Origin of the sequence: Burkholderia sp. 572 (genome assembly GCF_040545135.1) — a bacterium.
GTDB classification, from domain to species: Bacteria; Pseudomonadota; Gammaproteobacteria; order Burkholderiales; family Burkholderiaceae; genus Burkholderia; species Burkholderia cepacia.
The window spans coordinates 288,244-304,850 of the sequence record NZ_JBEPLH010000001.1 but is presented as its reverse complement, the minus strand read 5'-3'; the positions used below and the strand labels follow the sequence as shown (position 1 = coordinate 304,850).

Sequence of the window (16,607 nt, the reverse complement as noted above, 5' to 3'; positions counted from 1 at the left end):
GCGGTCATGTCCGATACCACAACCTCGTCGCCCCGGATTGTTGGCGAACGCAAGGCGATTCTCAATTGCAACCGGCCGCAGGATGCGTGCGTCAATACCGACGTGCAAAATCGCTTTCCGTGCACGACGATCCTGATCCATGGTGTGAATGACCTCGGAACGGATTTCGGTACGGTCGAAGGCGGACTGTGCGAAGGATTGAACGACCGCCTCGGTCGTTCCGATTTCAAGGGCGCCGAGTACTCGCACGGCCGCATGGCGAACGACCCGAGCAAGGTGAGCGTTGCCGACATGATGAAGAACATGGACGATGTCATCTATCGTCGGCAGGAAAGCGAAGAGACAAAGAGCCCGTTGATTCCGTTTTATTGGGGGTTACGCGTCGGGAAGGAGGATTTGCCCCGAGACCCCAATAAGGAGACCGTCAACGGCCAGTACGTCGACCGGTTCGGCAACCGCCTTGATGAACACCGCGCGCGCAACGGCGGATTCTTCGCCAATGCGACCAATAACATCCCCGACATGTTCGACTCGAATTTCAAAGGGGGAATGACGACGAAAATTCTCGACCGGATGCAGGGCGACCCGACGCACCCGCTTCGCGAAGCGGAAAATCGGCATTACATGGTGCTGGCAGCTCGGCGGCTCGCGGCATTGGTGCGGCAAATCCGCCTTGTCGATCCGGACGGGACAGTCAACATCATTGCGCACAGTCAGGGCACGCTGATATCGCTGCTCGCCCAGGCCTATCTCGTCGAGGGGCTGATTCCAAACCAATGTGGCCCGGCCGACCGTCCTGCCGACACGCTGGTCCTGATCGACTCGCCCTACAGCTTGAGCGAGGAGTTCATGGATCGGTTGCTGCAACGCGGGGACCAGCAGCAGACGGCTTACGCGCGTGCAAAGACCCTGGCAAATCTGGCCGGGCATGTGGCGAACGGCAAATATCCGACGCCGCCGCTCGAACAATTGAAATACGAGCCAGGACGGGACAATTTTGGCATCGTCGGCCCAACCTGGGATCCCGCGCAGGCGACGCGCCTGAGCGGGTTGCAAGGCAACGAATGCGTCGTGTTCGCCGAGCGCGACAATCGCGGCAAAGTGTATATGTACTTCAGCCCGGAGGATGCGACCGTCGGCCTGCGCGGCGTCAATGGCATGGGGTGCTCGGGCTTGCCCGACTCAATCGATGTGCGTGCGGCGCAGCGGGGAAGCAAGCTCGAGAAAATTAATCTGCTGTCGGCGGCTTTCCGGCAGCGTGTTTTTACCCGGCGTCTGCGGCAGGGCAAGCCGGTTCAGGTTGGTACGCCGCCCGGGAACTTTACGGTGCGGGAAAAGGGCGAAACATCCCATGGCTTGCCCGGCGGCTTCACGACATGGGTGAAATCGACGCAGATAGACGTCGGCACCGAGCGCAATATCAATGGCGAAGCATTGACGCCACCGTTCGATCCCGAAATGGAAGGCAATGTGCTGCCTGGAACGGAGGCAACGCCGCTCTCGGAAAAAAATGCCGGCGAGTATGCGCCCGGCAAACAAGCCATTGACCAGCTCGAAGCGGAAATTGCCCTGAGCACGAACAGTGGCGAAGGTGCGTTGCAGCCGTTGCCTGCACAAATCATCGACTGGCCAACGAGCGAGGATGGGACGTTGCCGACCTCCGCTGAGGTGGAGGCGTCGTTGAACGCGGGCAAGGATCCCGACGATCAGTGCAAGGTCGGCCGGGTCGTGTCGACGGTACCGCCGTCGCCCGGGCACATCGTCGTTTATCGTCAGGAGACGCTCAACGAAGCCAAGGTTCGGCTGATGAATGAACATCGGGGAGAAAGTTCATATCACTCGGCGGTCATGAGCGGTCGTAGAAATCACCGCTGTGCGACCGCATTCGATGTGTCGGTAGGCCGAGCGCGTGCGCTCGACGATCCGGACTGGGCAAAACTCCTGCGGGCTATTGCTGATTGGAGACTTCCGGAGAGCGATATAGTAAAAGCCGAGAGAAAACTCGGCAAAAAGCTCGACTCCGTAACGTCCGACATAGTAAAAGCCAATTGCAGCTATTACGAAAGCGGAGTTTTCCCGGAAGACGATATCGTGCCGAAGGATTTTCCTGAAGGTGTGGTCAGTGAAACCAGGAAAGATCGAAATAGTGAAGTTGTAAAAGAAGCACGATCGGTACATTGAAAAATTGACGCGCCATGATTACGACAAACGTCACACGACCACCGGCTGCACGAATATTTCTGCTTTCACTCGCAATCCTGACTCTCTTGTGGATTGCAGTCGTCGAATTTGTTGTTGGAAGGGAGGGATTCTTGGGAGGAAATATTGCAATGTATCGACGCTTGTCGCTGTTGATCTTGCCGCCGCTGTTGTTGGCGGCAGGCGTCAGTATCGCCTATGGCGCCTCGTTGCGTAGAGACTCGCCGCCTCGAGACACGCCGGCGGCCGCTCGTCCATCCAGCGCAAACGAAGCTGTCGTTGCCGGGGACGGGTCCAGGGATGCGCGATTCACGTTGGAAATACGCCGTTTTGGCGTCGCCGTTGACCGGTTTCGCCAGCGTGCGCTATTGATGCGGCTGGACGAGGCAGGGGGCAGCGGAACGTTGCTCCTGCAGGATCCCAAACAATATCCGTGGTCGAGTAGCGATCGAAGCTTTGCGGGACATAAGCGCGAGAACAACGTCTTCGGCTATACGTTGCGCGGATGGGTCGATTATTGGCCGATTCCCGTGATAGTGGCCGGGCCGCCGCGAAACGAGAGTGATCCGGATGCGGACCGGATGGCAACCCACATCAGTAGTGCGGATAACGGGGCGGGGATTGGTAATACCCTTTATACGAGACTCGATGAAATACATACTGCGCACGGGGACGAGGTAGTCTCTAGAGTATTTGATATCTTTGACCGCGAGCCGGACTTGCCGGCAGTGGTATTGCTGGTTGAGGATGGAATCAATACGCGATCCTATTTGGGCACTCCGGGCGCCGATTACCTGGGTTTGTCCACAAAAGATGGAAACTTCGTACCAAAGAATCCTGACAGTTACGTTGCGTTGCTGGTGACGAGAAAGGACCGTGTTGACCGACTGATTCGTCCATATGTGGTGGACGCACCGGAGGCAATCGACAACAGCCAGACCCAATATGACGTGATCAAGCTGTGGAATTATTTCTGGCAGCTTCAGAAAGCCCACTGGAAGAAGGGTGAAAAGGAGATGCCGGTGGATTATTGGCAGGCGAAGCTCCCCGAGTTCTGGAAGACTGCGTCGTTGAAGATGCCGGACGGCTTCAAGCCGAACCCGTGGGTGCCGATTCCCTGGACCACGTGGCAGTTGAAGGAGTATGACAAATGGCCGGTTCTGGCCAATCTGCATCGGCCGGTGCGAGTCGATCTGAGCAACGGGCACGGGGCGCCGTTGAAGAAGGGCGAGCGAATCGAAAAGATCCGCGCCGGCTGGCAGCAGGCTGTGGGTGCGCTTGCGCCCGGCGAGCAGCCGGGACGCATGTTCTACGATACTGGCGCCTCGACCGCCAATCTCGCGTTGCTGGTGCAGTCGCTGCACGACAACCCGCAGCATGTCGATATTGACGATCCGAAAGACGCCTTCGACATGCAGCGCCGTATCGGCGGCGACACCGGAACGAGCTCGATCTGGGTCCAGACCGCGCTGGCGCTGATGATGGGTTATGGCGACGGGAAGACGAGCGCACTGATCAACCTGCGGGATCCGCTGCATGCCACGATCGTCATGCTGACGCCGCCGGACGCCGCGTCGCGGCAGGCGCATCCGCAGACGTTCAGCTGGGATTTCTGACGGACCGGATCGACACGTCATGGGTCAAAAGCGATACATCATCGAAGGCGATGTGCACAGCCACGGCGGACGCGTTGTGTCCGGGGCGCCGAACTCGCGAATCAACGGGCGTGCGATTGCACGCTTGCACGATCCCGCGATTTGCGAGATTCACGGCCTGACCTTCATTGCGACGGTGTCGGGCCACGCCCGGTTCGACGGGCAAGTTGCCGCCTGCGATGGCGACTTGCTGGCATGCGGAGCACGCCTGATCGCGAGCCAGGATCAGACCGGCGGCTGACGGAAATACGGGGCGCGCGGGCGGTGCGCCGGTCAAGCCGGGCCGGCCTCGTCCGATCGTGCCCGTGACGCTCAGATCACGAATTCCATCGGCTTCGTGCCGCATTGCTCATCGGGCAACGGCTCGCCACGCTGCGCCGCGGCCAACAACCGGCCGATCGCAATGTGGACCACATCGGCGCGCACGCTCGACGGGGTGAAGCCTGCGGCGTTGTCGAGTCCCTCGCGGTGTGCACGCATGATTCGCACGTCTTGCTGGATCACGGAATGCGTGTAGAGGTGCAGCAGCGGTTTCAGCGCGCGCAGCACCGCGGCCGGCAAGGCAAAGCGATAGGCGATGTACGTATAGACACGCGATCGACGCGTGTCGAGCGGCGTGATCTGGCTGATGATCAGAAAACTCGAGCGGCTGCCCCAGTGATAGTCGCACCGCGTGACGTTCGGTGCATAAAAATGATCGGTATGTCGAAGCGGTTCCCTGGACGGATTGGTCAGCCAGTCCAGCATGCCGATCTTGTCGCCGTCATCGTGATACGTGACCTCGACGCTCTGCTGCTTGAGTTCGACGGATGCCCGTAGTCGCCGTCCAGTGGATGAGCGGAAGATCCGGTCGTGCACGAACACCGTATGCGGGACGTCCATGAAGTTCTCGACCAGCGCACCGAGGTCGCCATCGAACGTATTGACCATGTAGTACGACTGCCACGGCCGTTCGCCGTAGTGCGGCATGTCGAACGGCCGCTTCAGCGCTGGATCGTCTCGCCCGCGATAGACCCAGACGAGGCCGTGCCGAGTCAGCACCGGTAACCTGCGCTGACGATACGGGTAGGTCGTACCTGGCGGTGCTGCGCTCGCGCCGTCGATGCTGGGAATTCGGGTCACGCTGCCGTGCTGGTCATAATGCCAGCCGTGATACGGACAGACGAGGCAGTCGTCGACGACCTTCCCGGCCGACAACCGGGTGCCGCGATGCACACATTGATCGACGAGCGCGACGATCTCGCCGCCGGCCGCCCGGAACAACACGATGCCGAGGCCGAGTACCCGCGTGCCGAACGGCTTGTCGCGCTTGACGTCGGCTTCGGTGCCCGCGACGTACCATTGCTCGACCAGCGCGCCGAAGGCTTCGCCATCGGCGTCCGGCACGGATTCGTCGCACGGGGGATGCGTCGATGCGATCGATATGTTCAACATGAGCACGTGTCCTCGATGAAGGCGCGGAGTGCGTTCGCCACGGCGGGCTTGGCCACCAGTGCGCGGGGTTTGACATCGCCAGCCCGGATGCCTGCGCGCTCGTGGGCTCGCTGGACGAGATCCGCCAGCTGGGCGGCGCCCCCGGGCACGCGAACCGCGCGCAACGGGCCAAGCTGGCCGACCGTGCGTGCGTGCCGGTAGTGAAAAGCGCGGACGAGAGCCTGTTCCAGCGCATCGCGCAAGGCGGCGACGTCCTGCGTACCGCTGGCAAGCAACAGCAGGTAGTGGGGCGGATCCGCGTCTGCGCACGGAATCACGCAACCTTCGTCACCCGGTTGCAGCACGTCGGAAAGCGACGCAGCCAGATAGGCTTCGTCCAGCTTTTCACCGACCAGATCGCTTTGCGTGCCAGCCCGCCCGACGAAGGTCACGCATGGCGTTCGTCCCGCATATCCGGTCACACGGACCCGATCGCCGAGCCGATAGCGGTACAGGCCGCCTCCGGTCGTCACGACGACCTCGACCGTATCGCCCGGCTTCAGTTCCTCCACGCCAATCGCGGTTCCGTCGTCGAGCAGAAACTCCAGGAAGTGGCTGCAGACGGCGAGGGGACAGCCGGTCGTATCGCCGAACGGCAGGCTGACCACCGCCTCGGTGGAAAACAAGCCTTTCGGAAGCCATGCCGCCTGCGGAAACAAGGTGCGGGCATGTGCGGCGTAGCCTTTGCTTGGACCGTCCATCCAGCAACTCACTGCCGCGAGCTGCGGCCACAGCCGGCCGCAGTGGCCGTCGTCGAGTGCGCGTCGCAGCGCTGCCATACGGCTCGACGGTAGCGAATCGAACAGGAAGGTGAGCGTATCGCGGCGCTGCGGTTCGGCGTGGTCGAACAGCGGACGAAGCAGACTGGTCAAGAAGGTCGGGCTCCATATGCTGATGAAGGCCAGATCGTCGGCGGAGATAATCGCGCGTAACGTTTCGTTGCGCCACGCCCGATCATTACCCGACAGTGACGGGGCGACGAGTGTCGGCAGTAGATCGACGAGCGGGCTGCCGGCCAGGTAATCGAGATCGCTGTCCGATCCGATCATGATGCCGTTGGGAGCGCGTTCGCGCGCTTGCATTGGAGGCGACATCGACCAGTACGCGCGTCCGGCCGCGACGCCGGGCACGGTGCGATGCAGATCGGAGAGCCAGACGATCAGCGCGAACTGCAATTCTTCGAGAAAGGCTGGCGTATAGGGAATGAGCTTTTGCTGCTCGCTGCCGCCGCTCGTGCGCTCGAAGAAGCGTGGCGCCTGGTCGGTCAGGATCGGAGCGGACTCCTCGAGGGCACGATCGATCCATCGGGACATGCCGGCGTAGGAGGTTGCCGGCACGCGTTCGCGAAATTGGGCCGGATCCGCGATATCGGCAAACCCGTTGGCCATGCCGAACGCCGTGTTCCGATTCGTGGCGAGCAGGCGTGACAGAAAGGTTGCCTGCGCGTCGCCCGGCGCATCGAGCGCGGTGAGCCATGCGCGACGGAAAGGTTCTGCAGCAGCGCTAAACGCGGCCCACGCATCTTGTGCACGCACGTGCATCCTCTCGTCAGAAATAGGTTTTTTCGAGCTGTGTCAGATCGCTGGGCAAGCGCCGGGGCGCATCGAACACATGCAGCCAACCGTACCACAGCGGTCGCGTCTCCGCCGCGTCGGAGCGTGCATGAAGCTCCTGCCAGCGCAGGCTCGGATGCCGGTGATGCGTCAGGTTGTAGTTGAAGTTGAGGAATGCCCAGCGGATCAGTGTGGGGGCACGCATGTTGTATGTGCCCTCGACAACGTCGAGCGGCGTGTGCATGTGATACACCCATTGGAGCGACGACCACGAAAACGCGAATGCGAGATAGGCAAGCGCGATATCGAGCACGCGCCAGTCCAGCAATGCGCCCAGTGCGATCCACGCGGCCACGCCTGCGAGGGTTTCGTATCGAATTCGCCGAAATTCAGCCTGGTCGAAGTCTTTGAACGCAGCCGCATACGTGTTGTCGCGTCCGTACTTCGCCCAGCCATACGGGACGCGACTCGGAAGCACGGCGAGGACGAAGCTGCCCGCGAAACTCGCGAACCAGATGCCGCCGACGATCGCCGCGTAGTATTCGATTCGCTTGCGCCACAGCGAAGCGTCCGGCTCGACGAAGTCCACCCGCTCCGCGAGCGTTCGATTCCGCACGTGGTGACCGAGATGATTCACGTGGATCAGCGTTGCGGCCGCGCCGAACATCGCCGATGCCCACCACATCATCAGGTAGTTGACTGCCCCGCGCCGATGCCCGAAACCGTGGAAAGTTTCGTGCATCATCGAAAACACACCTTGCATGATCAGGCAGAACGGTACGAGCGACGCCCAGCGCAAGGGGCTCGTACCGTGCGACAGCCACGTCAGGATGCCGGCCCATGCAACGCTCTGCAGCGCGAGCACGCAGAGATTCAGCCGATCGAACCGTCGCGAACATTTATCTATGGCGCTTGCATTGGCAACGAACATACAATTCGGACATGGATGGTGGCGGCGACGCAGAGCATACCTTCGATCGCCATCATCGAACAATACGCCCGCCTGCGCTGATCTTGCGCGTTACGCCACGATCGATCGCGACCATGTCCGCCAAACGAACCGACGATTCCATGCATGAGCGCTGCAACGACGCGGCAGACATCCGTCGGCGCAATCCGCGTTTTTGTTTTGCCGACCACATTCCGCGCTATTGGTATCGTGAAAAACGCCTCGTGACGCGCTTTTTCGATGCGTTCTCGATCATGTTTCCGCTCGGCGAGAAGTTCTTTGTCGATAGCGTGAGGCAGTACCGCGACGCGCTGCCGGTCGATGGCACACTCGCCGCTCAAGTGGATGCTTTCCTGTACCAGGAAGCTGCTCACATCCGCGAGCATCGCGCGTATAACCGGCGCCTGGCTCGCCAGGGCATGCCGGTCGACGCACTCGAGGCGCTCATGCGGAGACGGCAGCAACAATGCCGGCGTGTTGCGTCGCCGCTGCTTCAATTGACCTTCACGGCATGTCTCGAGCACTACACGGCTATTCTGGCCGATCTGCTGTTGCGCGATCCGGCCATTCTTGACGGCGTCGACCCGTCGATGGCCGCGATCTGGCGATGGCATGCGATCGAGGAAACCGAACACAAGGCCGTCGCGTTCGACGTATTTCGCGCTTGCGGCGGCGGCGCGATCAAGCGCTATTTCATACGGACGGCGGCGATGCTCGGCGTCACGGCATGCTTCATCGTCGATCTGGGCTATTTCATCGTGCGTCTCGCGCGTGCCGACCGCGGCGCCGGCAATTGGCGAAGCTGGGCACAGCTTGGCTGGTGGCTGTTCGGCGCGCCGGGCATCGTTACCCGCGTGCTGCCCGCGTGGCTGGTATGGTTCTCGCCGCGTTTTCACCCTGCGCGAATCGGGAATCCGGCCACCCTGGCTGCTGCCCGTGCGGCACTCGCTGCCGACGGCGTGACAACGGAACCGGCATGAGCGCACGGCGTCCGGCATGGTCGCCGTCCGGCTTCGACGAGTGGCGGCAACACTACCCATCGACGCCGTTCGAACCGGCGCCCGCAGCAATCGACTGGACCGGGCACTTCATCGAATGTTGGCATGCGCATGGCGCCCGCGCATTCCCGGACACCGTCGTCGTGTTGATTGCGGGACTCTATTCCGAGTGGATACCTGCCTGCTTCCGGCATGCCGTGCGGGCGTTGCATGCCGCGCGCTACCCAATCCTGCGTGTGCCGGTCCGCTCGTCTCGCGCGGTTGCCGAGCAGGGCGCGCATATCGTGCGCTACCTGTATGCGCGCCTGCCTGCTGATCGCCGCTTTATTGTCCTCACCCATAGCAAGGGCGGGCTCGATGCACTGGCGGCGCTGCATGCGGATTCAGGGCTTCGCGCTCGCTGCGACGGTATCGCACTCGTGCAGCCGCCCGTCGGCCCGAGCGCGATCGTCGACGGCCTGCTCGGGCAACGGGGGGCGCGCATCGATCCCGCATGGTTGGGTCGAGCCGCCGGGAGATTGTTGCGCACACGCTGGCTCCATGCAGGCTCGCGCGATATCGGCAGCGAGCGCGACGCCGGCATCGCGAATCTGTTGTCTGCGGTGCCCGGTGGCCTGCACTGTGTGCATGTCGTGAGCTGGTCGATAGAACGCACGTCCCGGTTCGACGCACATCACTCGCGCCTCGACCGCTACCGTCCCGGTTGTGCGCATGACGGACAGTTCTACCTGGACCACCAGACGATTCGCGGCATGCCTCAAGTATGCGTGCCGCATCTCGACCATGGCCAGCCTGTACTCGGCGGCGCCGGTTTCGATGCGGGACGTTTCTGGCTTGCACTCGTTGCGCTCCTGAACGACACGCGAGCGGCAGCGGTCGCGAGCGGTCAGACGAGATAGATCTCGAATCCCGGGATCGCTTCGGTGCCGCCCGGATCGAGTGCGGTCGCGCCGGGCGTCGATAGCGTATACAGATCCATCGGCAGCGCGGTGTATCGATAGCCGCGCAACGCGGACCATAGCGGATCGTGATCGTACAGGCAAAGCTGCAGCAACGCATAGCGGCTCCGCTCTCGTTGCCAGACTGCATCGAGCAGCGCCTGTGCGATGTCCGGGTCGCGTCCGCTCACATGCAGATGAGTCAGGTAGATGTCCTGAAGCGGCTGGCCGGGTGCTGCGATGGGAGGGCGTCCGAGCAACGGCGCGACGGCGTTGACGCCGTGACGCAACGCACCGAGTGAGCGCGGCAGACGTTCCAGGACGATGCGCTTGATACGTCCCGCATCCCACGGAGCAACGCAGCCCACGATACGCCCCTGCGCGTTGCGTGCGACCAGAAAGCGCTCGATTCCGAAGTCGGGCCAGGCGTTCAGGCGGCGCGTGAATTCGTCCGCTGTAAAGACGCAGCCGAAGGGTTGGGAACGCGACTCCTGGTCCAGGAATGCGCGGAGCGCGTCGGCATCGGTGGCCGACGCGTTCGTGATCCTGACGGAGTCGGCGCGCCGCGCAGCGATACGTCGCGCATAGATCGATACGTTACTGTAGCCGCGCCAATGTCGAAATCCGAGCCGGGTCCGCTTGCCTGTCCTGAATAGCGATTGCGTTGCGATCCGGTTGTCGCGAATGACGCAGCAGTACGTATGCTGCACATCTTCGTGCCGGGCGAGATCAGCGAGGCGATCGACGACATAATCGACCCACGTGCGTGCCAGTTCGCGATCGGGTGCGATGCGCAAGTCGCCGAGGTAAGCGATGCGCTGTTTCTCTCCGGCGAGGTAGCCGTCGCGAACGACCATGCTGGCCATTCCCTTGACGTGCCCGGCGCTGTCCTCCGCGAGCCAGGTTCGATAGTCGTTCGAATGGCACCGATGCAGTGCGAAGTAATCCGGTGAGCGATCGAAGCGAAGCGGCATCCCGCCGAGCATCGCGTAACGTGTTTGAAACGCGAGAAGCCGTTCGTTGTCGGACGCTGTGGCTGGCCGGATCCGCGTCATTGGCTCATTCACCGGCGAAGATTCGTCTTGCCATCGGGCGCAGGTTTTCCGGCGTCAGTTCACACAGGCAGACGAGCTCGTTTCCGTGCGCGTATTCTGGATTGCGCTCCAGAAAATAGGCGACATCCGGCAGCCGCCGATGCGCGTCAGGCACTTCGGCGAGGGCCGGGGCGAGGCGGCCTTGCGGTACAGGGAAATTGAGCACGCCGGACGCGGCGTCGTATGCGTGCCCGAAGCGCTCGACAGCCAGATGATCGAGCAGTGCCTGAATCGAGGGCTCGGTCGGTCGGTCGAATCGCGGGGTGAAATCATGCGCGAACGCTCGCAAGTAGCGGTACGTGCGATGCCCTTTGCAGATCAGAAACCAGTATAGTGCCAGGTCAGGCGAGTTGCGTTTGAGCTCACCGGCGAGTCGAATCCAGCAAAACGCGAGTTGCTGGCTGCCCCAGCAGGCCGGATCCACGATCGTGTCGCCGGAAAACAGGATGCGCAGTGTGGTGTCGCACCACTGCTGTTCATACAGTTTCAACGTGGAGAAGCCGCGCAGCTTGCCGGTGTCATCGCGCATGATGACGCAATGTGTCTTGTCGTCGAGATCGTGTTCGAAGCGTGCCTGTTCCGTATCCCGGTAACAGGCCGAATAGAGCGCGTACATGTGTGCAACGTCGACGTCGCGCAGCTGCGCACGTGTCATGGAACTGGCTCGAAGCGGCATAGCGTCGTCATTCATGCGAGCTGAAACGATTTATCATGATACGCGATTGAGCCGCTCCTTTTTTCACATGCGCGCCATACCTTCTGTTTCCCTCTCCTATATACCGTCAGCATTCGACGCGTGGCGGTGGCTCGCAATCTATGTCGTCGCGTCGGGCGCACTCTACTTCTGGGTCACACACGCGCCGATGGCACCCGTGGTGGTGCTGCGTCCGGGGCCGTACGATGCGGTCATTCCGCGAGTGTCCGCCAGTGTGCCGCTTTATTTGAGTTACGCGCTCGTGATGCCGTCGATTGTCTGGTTCGGCCGAGGCCGCAATTGGCTGCTGCCCGCGTTTTTCGCCGGTGCGCTTGCCGCAGGCCTGTGCATCGTCAGTCATCTGTTCTGGCCGACTGCCGTGAGCCGGTCGCCGGCTGTGTCGGGATGGATCGCATGGCTGTATCGGATCGACACGCCACTCGCCGCGAGTCCATGCGGGCATGTTGCGTTGCCTGTGGCGGTAACCATGGTATTGGCTGCGCTACGTGTCCGCGCAGCGCGCTATTACGCTGCGTGGAGCGCAATACTGGCGCTCACGGTCTTGACGACCGGGCAGCATCTGCTCGCGGACATGCTCGCGGGGCTCGCACTCGGCGTCGGCGTCGGCGGTGCGACGACCGCGCTCATTCGTCTCGACGTCGACCTGCGTACGGCTGCGGCATTGCTGCTTGAATGGCTATGTATCGTAGTTACGCTGCGAGTTGCGTTATCGGTGGGGCATTGGGGCGGTTATCTCTTCGCCGCTGTCATTGTCGCGACCCGGCAACACGCGTTATTCATTCTGTATCACGACGCGACACACTATCATTTGACCCGCCGTCGTTTCGCGAACGATTTTCTGATCAACCTGGCAATCGGCGTACCGGGACTCGTGCCCATCGAATTCTATCGCCCGCTGCATCTTGCACACCATCGACACGTCGGGACTGCGGACGATCCTGAGCGGAACTATCTGTACCACGCGCAGCCATGGAAATTCGAGCCACTCGACACACTCCCGCTCGTCCGGCAACTGCTCGGTGACTTGTTCGTGGTCAACATGGTGAAAAACATGCGCGCATACCGGCGCGCGAACGGGCGTGGTGCGTCCATGTCACTGCCGCTGCTCGCTGCGATATCGACATGGGTCATCCTGCTCGTGCCGCTCGTGCATGCATGCACGGTACGCGAACTGTTGACGCTGGCGGCGCTTTGGTTCGTGCCTCTCGTGACAATTGGCGCGCTGGTGCAGAAGATTCGTAGCATTGCAGAGCACAGTGGCGGGCCGGGTGTCACGGCCGGCTGGAATGACTGGACTTATTCGTGGCGTGTCGGGTTACTGGGCCGCTTCTTTATTTGGCCGTACAACATCAACTATCACCAACAGCATCATCGCGAACCCGGCGTGGCGTGGCATCGCTTGCCCGGATTGCGTGCGTCCGACGAGCCGGTTCTGTCTTCGAGGCAATTGCTTGCATTGCTTTGGTCGGGTGCCTCGCGCCGTGGTAGTCAAAGATAGAAAATCCCTTTCAGGACACGATGAAGTTCCCCATCGATCCAGGAGCGAAAGATCGGCACGGCCCGTTGCGATCCGTCTGACGCGTGCCGCGCAACCCCGATCGTGAATTGAGCGCAGCCATTGTCTTGACACGCCGTGGATTCATCAACCGCAGTGCGAGGCTTTGTCCGGAACGACAGGGTCAACCCCACACCAATGCACAGCGGTCAGGCGGCATCCACGCGCACGCGGCCCGGATGAATACCCATGCGGATTGTCTTCGTGTCGAGAGACGTCACACCGCCAGATCTCGGCAGCTTCGCGTGCTAATCCCTCACGCCCTGCGCCGAGCTCATGAAGTTGACGCTGATCCGCGTGCCCTCGATTTCCGGTTCCTTGGGCACGCAGTGCACCCAGTCTTGCTGCGCGCGCCCTCCCATCACCACCAAGTCTCCGGAAGACGGTTTGAAGGTCATGGAGCGGCCGCCCTTGATCGGCTTGATCAGGAACCGGCGTATCGTGCCGAGCGTCAGGACGGGGACGATGCAGTCGAGCTTCCGGCACGAACCGTGGTCGCGATGCCAGCCTGTACTGTCTTGCCCGTTGCGATAGAGGTTCATCCACAGGCCGTCGTATTCCACGCCGTAGTGACGCGACAGCGCGCAGACGGCCTGCAGCAGGCGCGCGTCGGGCACATCGGCGACATGCTTGTAGACCGCCGTCATGCGCGGCTCGCGAAACACCTGGTTGAACATGCGCCGATCGTGCTCCAGCCACGGAACGCTGTTGCGCAACTGCTCATAGAGCTGCGACGCCCCTGAAATCCATCCGGGCACGATGTCGATCCAGGAATGAGCGTCGAGATCGAAACGCCTTGCCGATCGAAAGGACTCGTCTATCGAGAATTCGGCGTCGCTGCTTCCGAACAAATCGCTCTGTGCAGGTACCGTGCTCGGGATCCGTGTGATTGAATTCATCGTGCAAGTTGATCGCTTCCGGTGGTGACGAGTCACGCGGCCGGGAAAGGTGTCGATATGAGGCGTAGTCAGGCCGAAGCACCGTGATTCATCGCATGCCACGCACGCAGCACCGAATAGCCGCGCCAGGGCCGCCATTGCTCGGCGGCTTGTGCCGCGGCACGGGCGCTACCCACGCCCAGGGCCTTTTGCAACGCGACGTCGCCGGCGGGAAAGGCGTCGGGCCAGCGCAGCGCGCGCATGGCGATGTACTGCGCCGTCCAGTCGCCGATGCCGGGCAGCGCGCACAATTCGGCGCAAGTCGCAGCGACGTCTACGCCGGGGTGCAAAGCGATGCGCCCGTCCAGCACCGCGTGCGCCAGCGCATGCAGCGCGGTCTGGCGTTGCCGCGTGATGCCCAGGCGGCCGAGCTCATCGCCGGTGGCGGCCGCCAGGGCAGCAGGCGGGGGAAAGAGACGATCCAGACCCGCGACAGGCGTTTCGATCGGATCGCCGAAGGCCGCAACCAGGCGCGCGCCCAGTGTGCGTGCAGCGGCCACGGTGACCTGCTGGCCCAGCACGGCGCGCACCGCCAGCTCGAAGCCGTCCAGTGTGCCCGGCACGCGCAAGCCTTCGCCCGACGGGAACGCGGCGTGCAGAGCCGCGTGGATGGCGATCGGGTCGGCGTCCAGATCGAACGCGGCGCGCACACGGTTGATCAGCGCCGGCAGGGCGGCGGCCAATGAATCGCTGATCGTCAGCACGGCCTGCGCGCGATCTTCGTCGAAGCGAGCGCGCAACCAGCCGCTACGCGCCTGCGTCCCTTGCACAAGCCGCAGCGTTCGCGTGTATTCCAGGCCCGCGACCTGCTCGACGCCGGGCAACGCGCGCAGGCGCAAAAAGCCCACCATTGCCTGTACGTCATAGGGAGGCCGCCAGCCGAGTCGCACGGTCACGCCTTGCGGATCTGGCCCGGCGCAAGGCGCTGGGATTCAGGCCGTAGTGGCGCGAGAAGGCATCGTTGAAGCGTCGGACGCTGGAAAAGCCGCTGGACGCCGCGACCTGGCTCATCGGCAATCGCGTGTCGGCAATCAACTGCTTGGCCGCCAACAGCCGGCGTGTTTGAAGGTACTGAAGCGGCGACACGCCAAAGTGTGCGTCGAAAATGCGGCGCAGATGGCGGTCGGTCACTCCCAGCCGCTGCGCAATGCGCGGCATCAAGCCGCCGCTCGACTGTCCGAAGGTCGGGCGCGCGGAGGTCATGTGCCGCCATGCGTCGGGTTCATCCATCAACCTTGCGGCCTGCAGGGCCAGGATGCGCGAAGCGTCCTCCGTGCTCCAGGATGCCGCGCGCGGGGCCAATTCGGGGCGGCAACGCAAGCAGGGCCTGAAACCGGCCGCTTCTGCCTCTGCCGCGTGACGGTAGAAGCGGAGGTTCTCGCGACGCGGTGTCTTCACGCGACACACCGGACGACAGTAGATGCCGGTGCTGGTGACGGCCGCGAAAAAGGAGCCGTCGAAGCGCGCGTCGTGCGCCTTCAGCGCCAGGTAGCAGGCGTCGCTGTCGGGGGTGTCGATGGGGGTAGGCATGGGTGACATCGTATATCCCGCGCGCCCACGACGTGCGCCATTTTCGGACATGTGGTCTGTCGGCTTTGCGCCGCCAAACACCGGGCATCTCGAGCATCAGGGACGGCAGAGAATGATTGCGCGGTCCGCCCCGCCAACCTCACGGAACGCGGTATGCGCTTGACTTCAAGGTGATCGGGAACCTGGATCGTGCGTGAGGCAGTGCCGTGCGCTCATAAAACGGCCCGGCCCTCACGACGGCGCATTCTCGTTCCCTCGCAAGAATCGGAGTTGCCGCGCGACCTCTCCCCGGCAAGGTGTTGCTACGCGCAGGCCAGATGATCAAGCCGTGAGTGGCATGGGCCATAGCGGCCCCATTTCTTTGCGAGCCTGCCGCTTGCGGCGGTGGTTGTTGCCGATGGGTTCCATCGGCCTCCTGGCGGAGCGAGCACGGCGATCGGATCGTCGACGCCTTGCCTGCGTCCAGCCGTTGCCGGCAATCGATCGTGACGCGGCGGCGTGCCGGTACCCGCTTGCCCGTCGACACCCCCCGAAACATCGGATGCGACGCCTTAATCCCGCAGTAACTCTTTTAATGCAATTCGCTAAAACATCGAGGGTAATTATTTAAATCGCCGAAACTATTTAATTTATTTCCTTTTAATCAAACAAAACATCCGCGCTGGCAAAGGTATTTAAGTTCGCCTCGTCATTCAATGTGGCTGCGTCCGTTTCAGACAAGCCAGTCGGGGATCTAGAGGCGATTCGAATTTACGACCCTTTATATGCGATCTAAAAATCGGTCGAAAATGTAAAGCATTGCAATATCAAGGAGAGAGTTGAGTATTCCGATTGCGATGCATGATTTTATTTGGCAGGATTTTCATCAGGTTGCTCGATTTCAAGACAACAATGCAGCCGGCCATTCAATCAGTCGAAACAACACGTGCCGGATGAGCAACGATCCGAAAGGAAGCTGACGAAGAAACGGATAACGAGGCGGCGAACGGGCGACATCGTTCGCGTTCATT

General features: G+C 62.0%; 12 protein-coding genes and 1 pseudogene. 6 read left to right on the top strand and 7 right to left on the bottom strand.

Features of this window, described 5'->3' with window-relative positions; all coding sequences use genetic code 11:
- Positions 1 to 6 precede the first annotated feature (6 nt).
- The 3 genes from ABIC51_RS01420 (at position 7) to ABIC51_RS01410 (ending at position 4,095) form a co-directional block, all read left to right on the top strand.
- The gene (locus tag ABIC51_RS01420) at positions 7 to 2,181 is read left to right on the top strand and encodes a T6SS effector phospholipase Tle3 domain-containing protein (protein ID WP_226212277.1); all 2,175 of its coding nucleotides are present in this window, start codon (positions 7 to 9) and stop codon (positions 2,179 to 2,181) included.
- A 149-nt stretch (positions 2,182 to 2,330) separates the two neighbouring features.
- On the top strand, positions 2,331 to 3,815 hold the full coding sequence (locus ABIC51_RS01415) for a type VI lipase adapter Tla3 domain-containing protein (RefSeq protein ID WP_034195993.1): 1,485 nt from the start codon (positions 2,331 to 2,333) through the stop codon (positions 3,813 to 3,815).
- Positions 3,816 to 3,834: 19 nt separating this feature from the next.
- Positions 3,835 to 4,095: a PAAR domain-containing protein gene (locus tag ABIC51_RS01410; RefSeq protein WP_027790130.1), complete on the top strand. Its 261-nt coding sequence runs from the start codon at positions 3,835 to 3,837 to the stop codon at positions 4,093 to 4,095.
- A gap of 71 nt (positions 4,096 to 4,166) precedes the next feature.
- Here the strand turns inward: ABIC51_RS01410 and ABIC51_RS01405 are convergent, their stop codons facing one another.
- Genes ABIC51_RS01405 through ABIC51_RS01395 form a run of 3 tightly spaced genes read right to left on the bottom strand, consistent with a single transcriptional unit; the run spans position 4,167 to position 7,745 of the window.
- On the bottom strand, positions 4,167 to 5,288 hold the full coding sequence (locus ABIC51_RS01405; RefSeq protein ID WP_124919671.1) for a Rieske 2Fe-2S domain-containing protein: 1,122 nt from the start codon (positions 5,286 to 5,288) through the stop codon (positions 4,167 to 4,169).
- Positions 5,282 to 6,868: a GH3 family acyl-acid amido synthetase gene (locus tag ABIC51_RS01400; protein WP_027790128.1), complete on the bottom strand. Its 1,587-nt coding sequence runs from the start codon at positions 6,866 to 6,868 to the stop codon at positions 5,282 to 5,284. Before ABIC51_RS01400 ends, ABIC51_RS01405 begins: the two co-directional genes overlap by 7 nt.
- 7 nt (positions 6,869 to 6,875) lie before the next feature.
- A complete protein-coding gene (locus tag ABIC51_RS01395) occupies positions 6,876 to 7,745 on the bottom strand; it encodes a fatty acid desaturase family protein (protein WP_244112266.1) in 870 nt (289 codons plus the stop codon).
- Positions 7,746 to 7,924: 179 nt separating this feature from the next.
- Between ABIC51_RS01395 and ABIC51_RS01390 the strand changes: the two genes are divergently transcribed.
- Together ABIC51_RS01390 and ABIC51_RS01385 are read left to right on the top strand one after the other, a co-directional pair.
- Entirely contained in the window at positions 7,925 to 8,809 is an 885-nt protein-coding gene (locus tag ABIC51_RS01390) for a metal-dependent hydrolase (RefSeq protein ID WP_226128284.1), read from the top strand.
- Entirely contained in the window at positions 8,806 to 9,726 is a 921-nt protein-coding gene (locus ABIC51_RS01385) for a lipase family protein (protein WP_027790125.1), read from the top strand. The genes ABIC51_RS01390 and ABIC51_RS01385 overlap by 4 nt, the downstream gene beginning before the upstream one ends.
- Here ABIC51_RS01385 and ABIC51_RS01380 read toward each other — a convergent pair.
- A complete protein-coding gene (locus tag ABIC51_RS01380; RefSeq protein WP_027790124.1) occupies positions 9,714 to 10,820 on the bottom strand; it encodes a hypothetical protein in 1,107 nt (368 codons plus the stop codon). The two genes, ABIC51_RS01385 and ABIC51_RS01380, sit on opposite strands and share 13 nt — an antisense overlap.
- 4 nt (positions 10,821 to 10,824) lie before the next feature.
- Positions 10,825 to 11,514, bottom strand: a complete 690-nt coding sequence (locus tag ABIC51_RS01375) for a hypothetical protein (RefSeq protein ID WP_226128282.1) — start codon at positions 11,512 to 11,514, stop codon at positions 10,825 to 10,827.
- On the opposite strand from ABIC51_RS01375, the gene ABIC51_RS01370 reads away from it, so the two are divergent.
- Entirely contained in the window at positions 11,513 to 13,072 is a 1,560-nt protein-coding gene (locus tag ABIC51_RS01370) for a fatty acid desaturase family protein (protein ID WP_354006311.1), read from the top strand. The genes ABIC51_RS01375 and ABIC51_RS01370 overlap by 2 nt on opposite strands.
- Before the next feature lie 305 nt (positions 13,073 to 13,377).
- Here the strand turns inward: ABIC51_RS01370 and ABIC51_RS01365 are convergent, their stop codons facing one another.
- The gene (locus ABIC51_RS01365; RefSeq protein ID WP_080982168.1) at positions 13,378 to 14,028 is read right to left on the bottom strand and encodes an alpha-ketoglutarate-dependent dioxygenase AlkB; all 651 of its coding nucleotides are present in this window, start codon (positions 14,026 to 14,028) and stop codon (positions 13,378 to 13,380) included.
- A gap of 68 nt (positions 14,029 to 14,096) precedes the next feature.
- Positions 14,097 to 15,597: pseudogene (locus ABIC51_RS01360) on the bottom strand (DNA-3-methyladenine glycosylase 2 family protein).
- Positions 15,598 to 16,607: the final 1,010 nt, after the last annotated feature.

Coding starts and splice junctions, on each gene's coding strand:
- ABIC51_RS01420 (WP_226212277.1), top strand. CDS start 7: ATGTCCGATACCACAACCTCGTCGCCCCGGATTGTTGGCGAACGCAAG.
- ABIC51_RS01415 (WP_034195993.1), top strand. CDS start 2,331: ATGTATCGACGCTTGTCGCTGTTGATCTTGCCGCCGCTGTTGTTGGCG.
- ABIC51_RS01410 (WP_027790130.1), top strand. CDS start 3,835: ATGGGTCAAAAGCGATACATCATCGAAGGCGATGTGCACAGCCACGGC.
- ABIC51_RS01405 (WP_124919671.1), bottom strand. CDS start 5,288: ATGTTGAACATATCGATCGCATCGACGCATCCCCCGTGCGACGAATCC.
- ABIC51_RS01400 (WP_027790128.1), bottom strand. CDS start 6,868: ATGCACGTGCGTGCACAAGATGCGTGGGCCGCGTTTAGCGCTGCTGCA.
- ABIC51_RS01390 (WP_226128284.1), top strand. CDS start 7,925: ATGTCCGCCAAACGAACCGACGATTCCATGCATGAGCGCTGCAACGAC.
- ABIC51_RS01385 (WP_027790125.1), top strand. CDS start 8,806: ATGAGCGCACGGCGTCCGGCATGGTCGCCGTCCGGCTTCGACGAGTGG.
- ABIC51_RS01380 (WP_027790124.1), bottom strand. CDS start 10,820: ATGACGCGGATCCGGCCAGCCACAGCGTCCGACAACGAACGGCTTCTC.
- ABIC51_RS01370 (WP_354006311.1), top strand. CDS start 11,513: ATGGAACTGGCTCGAAGCGGCATAGCGTCGTCATTCATGCGAGCTGAA.
- ABIC51_RS01375 (WP_226128282.1), bottom strand. CDS start 11,514: ATGACACGTGCGCAGCTGCGCGACGTCGACGTTGCACACATGTACGCG.
- ABIC51_RS01365 (WP_080982168.1), bottom strand. CDS start 14,028: ATGAATTCAATCACACGGATCCCGAGCACGGTACCTGCACAGAGCGAT.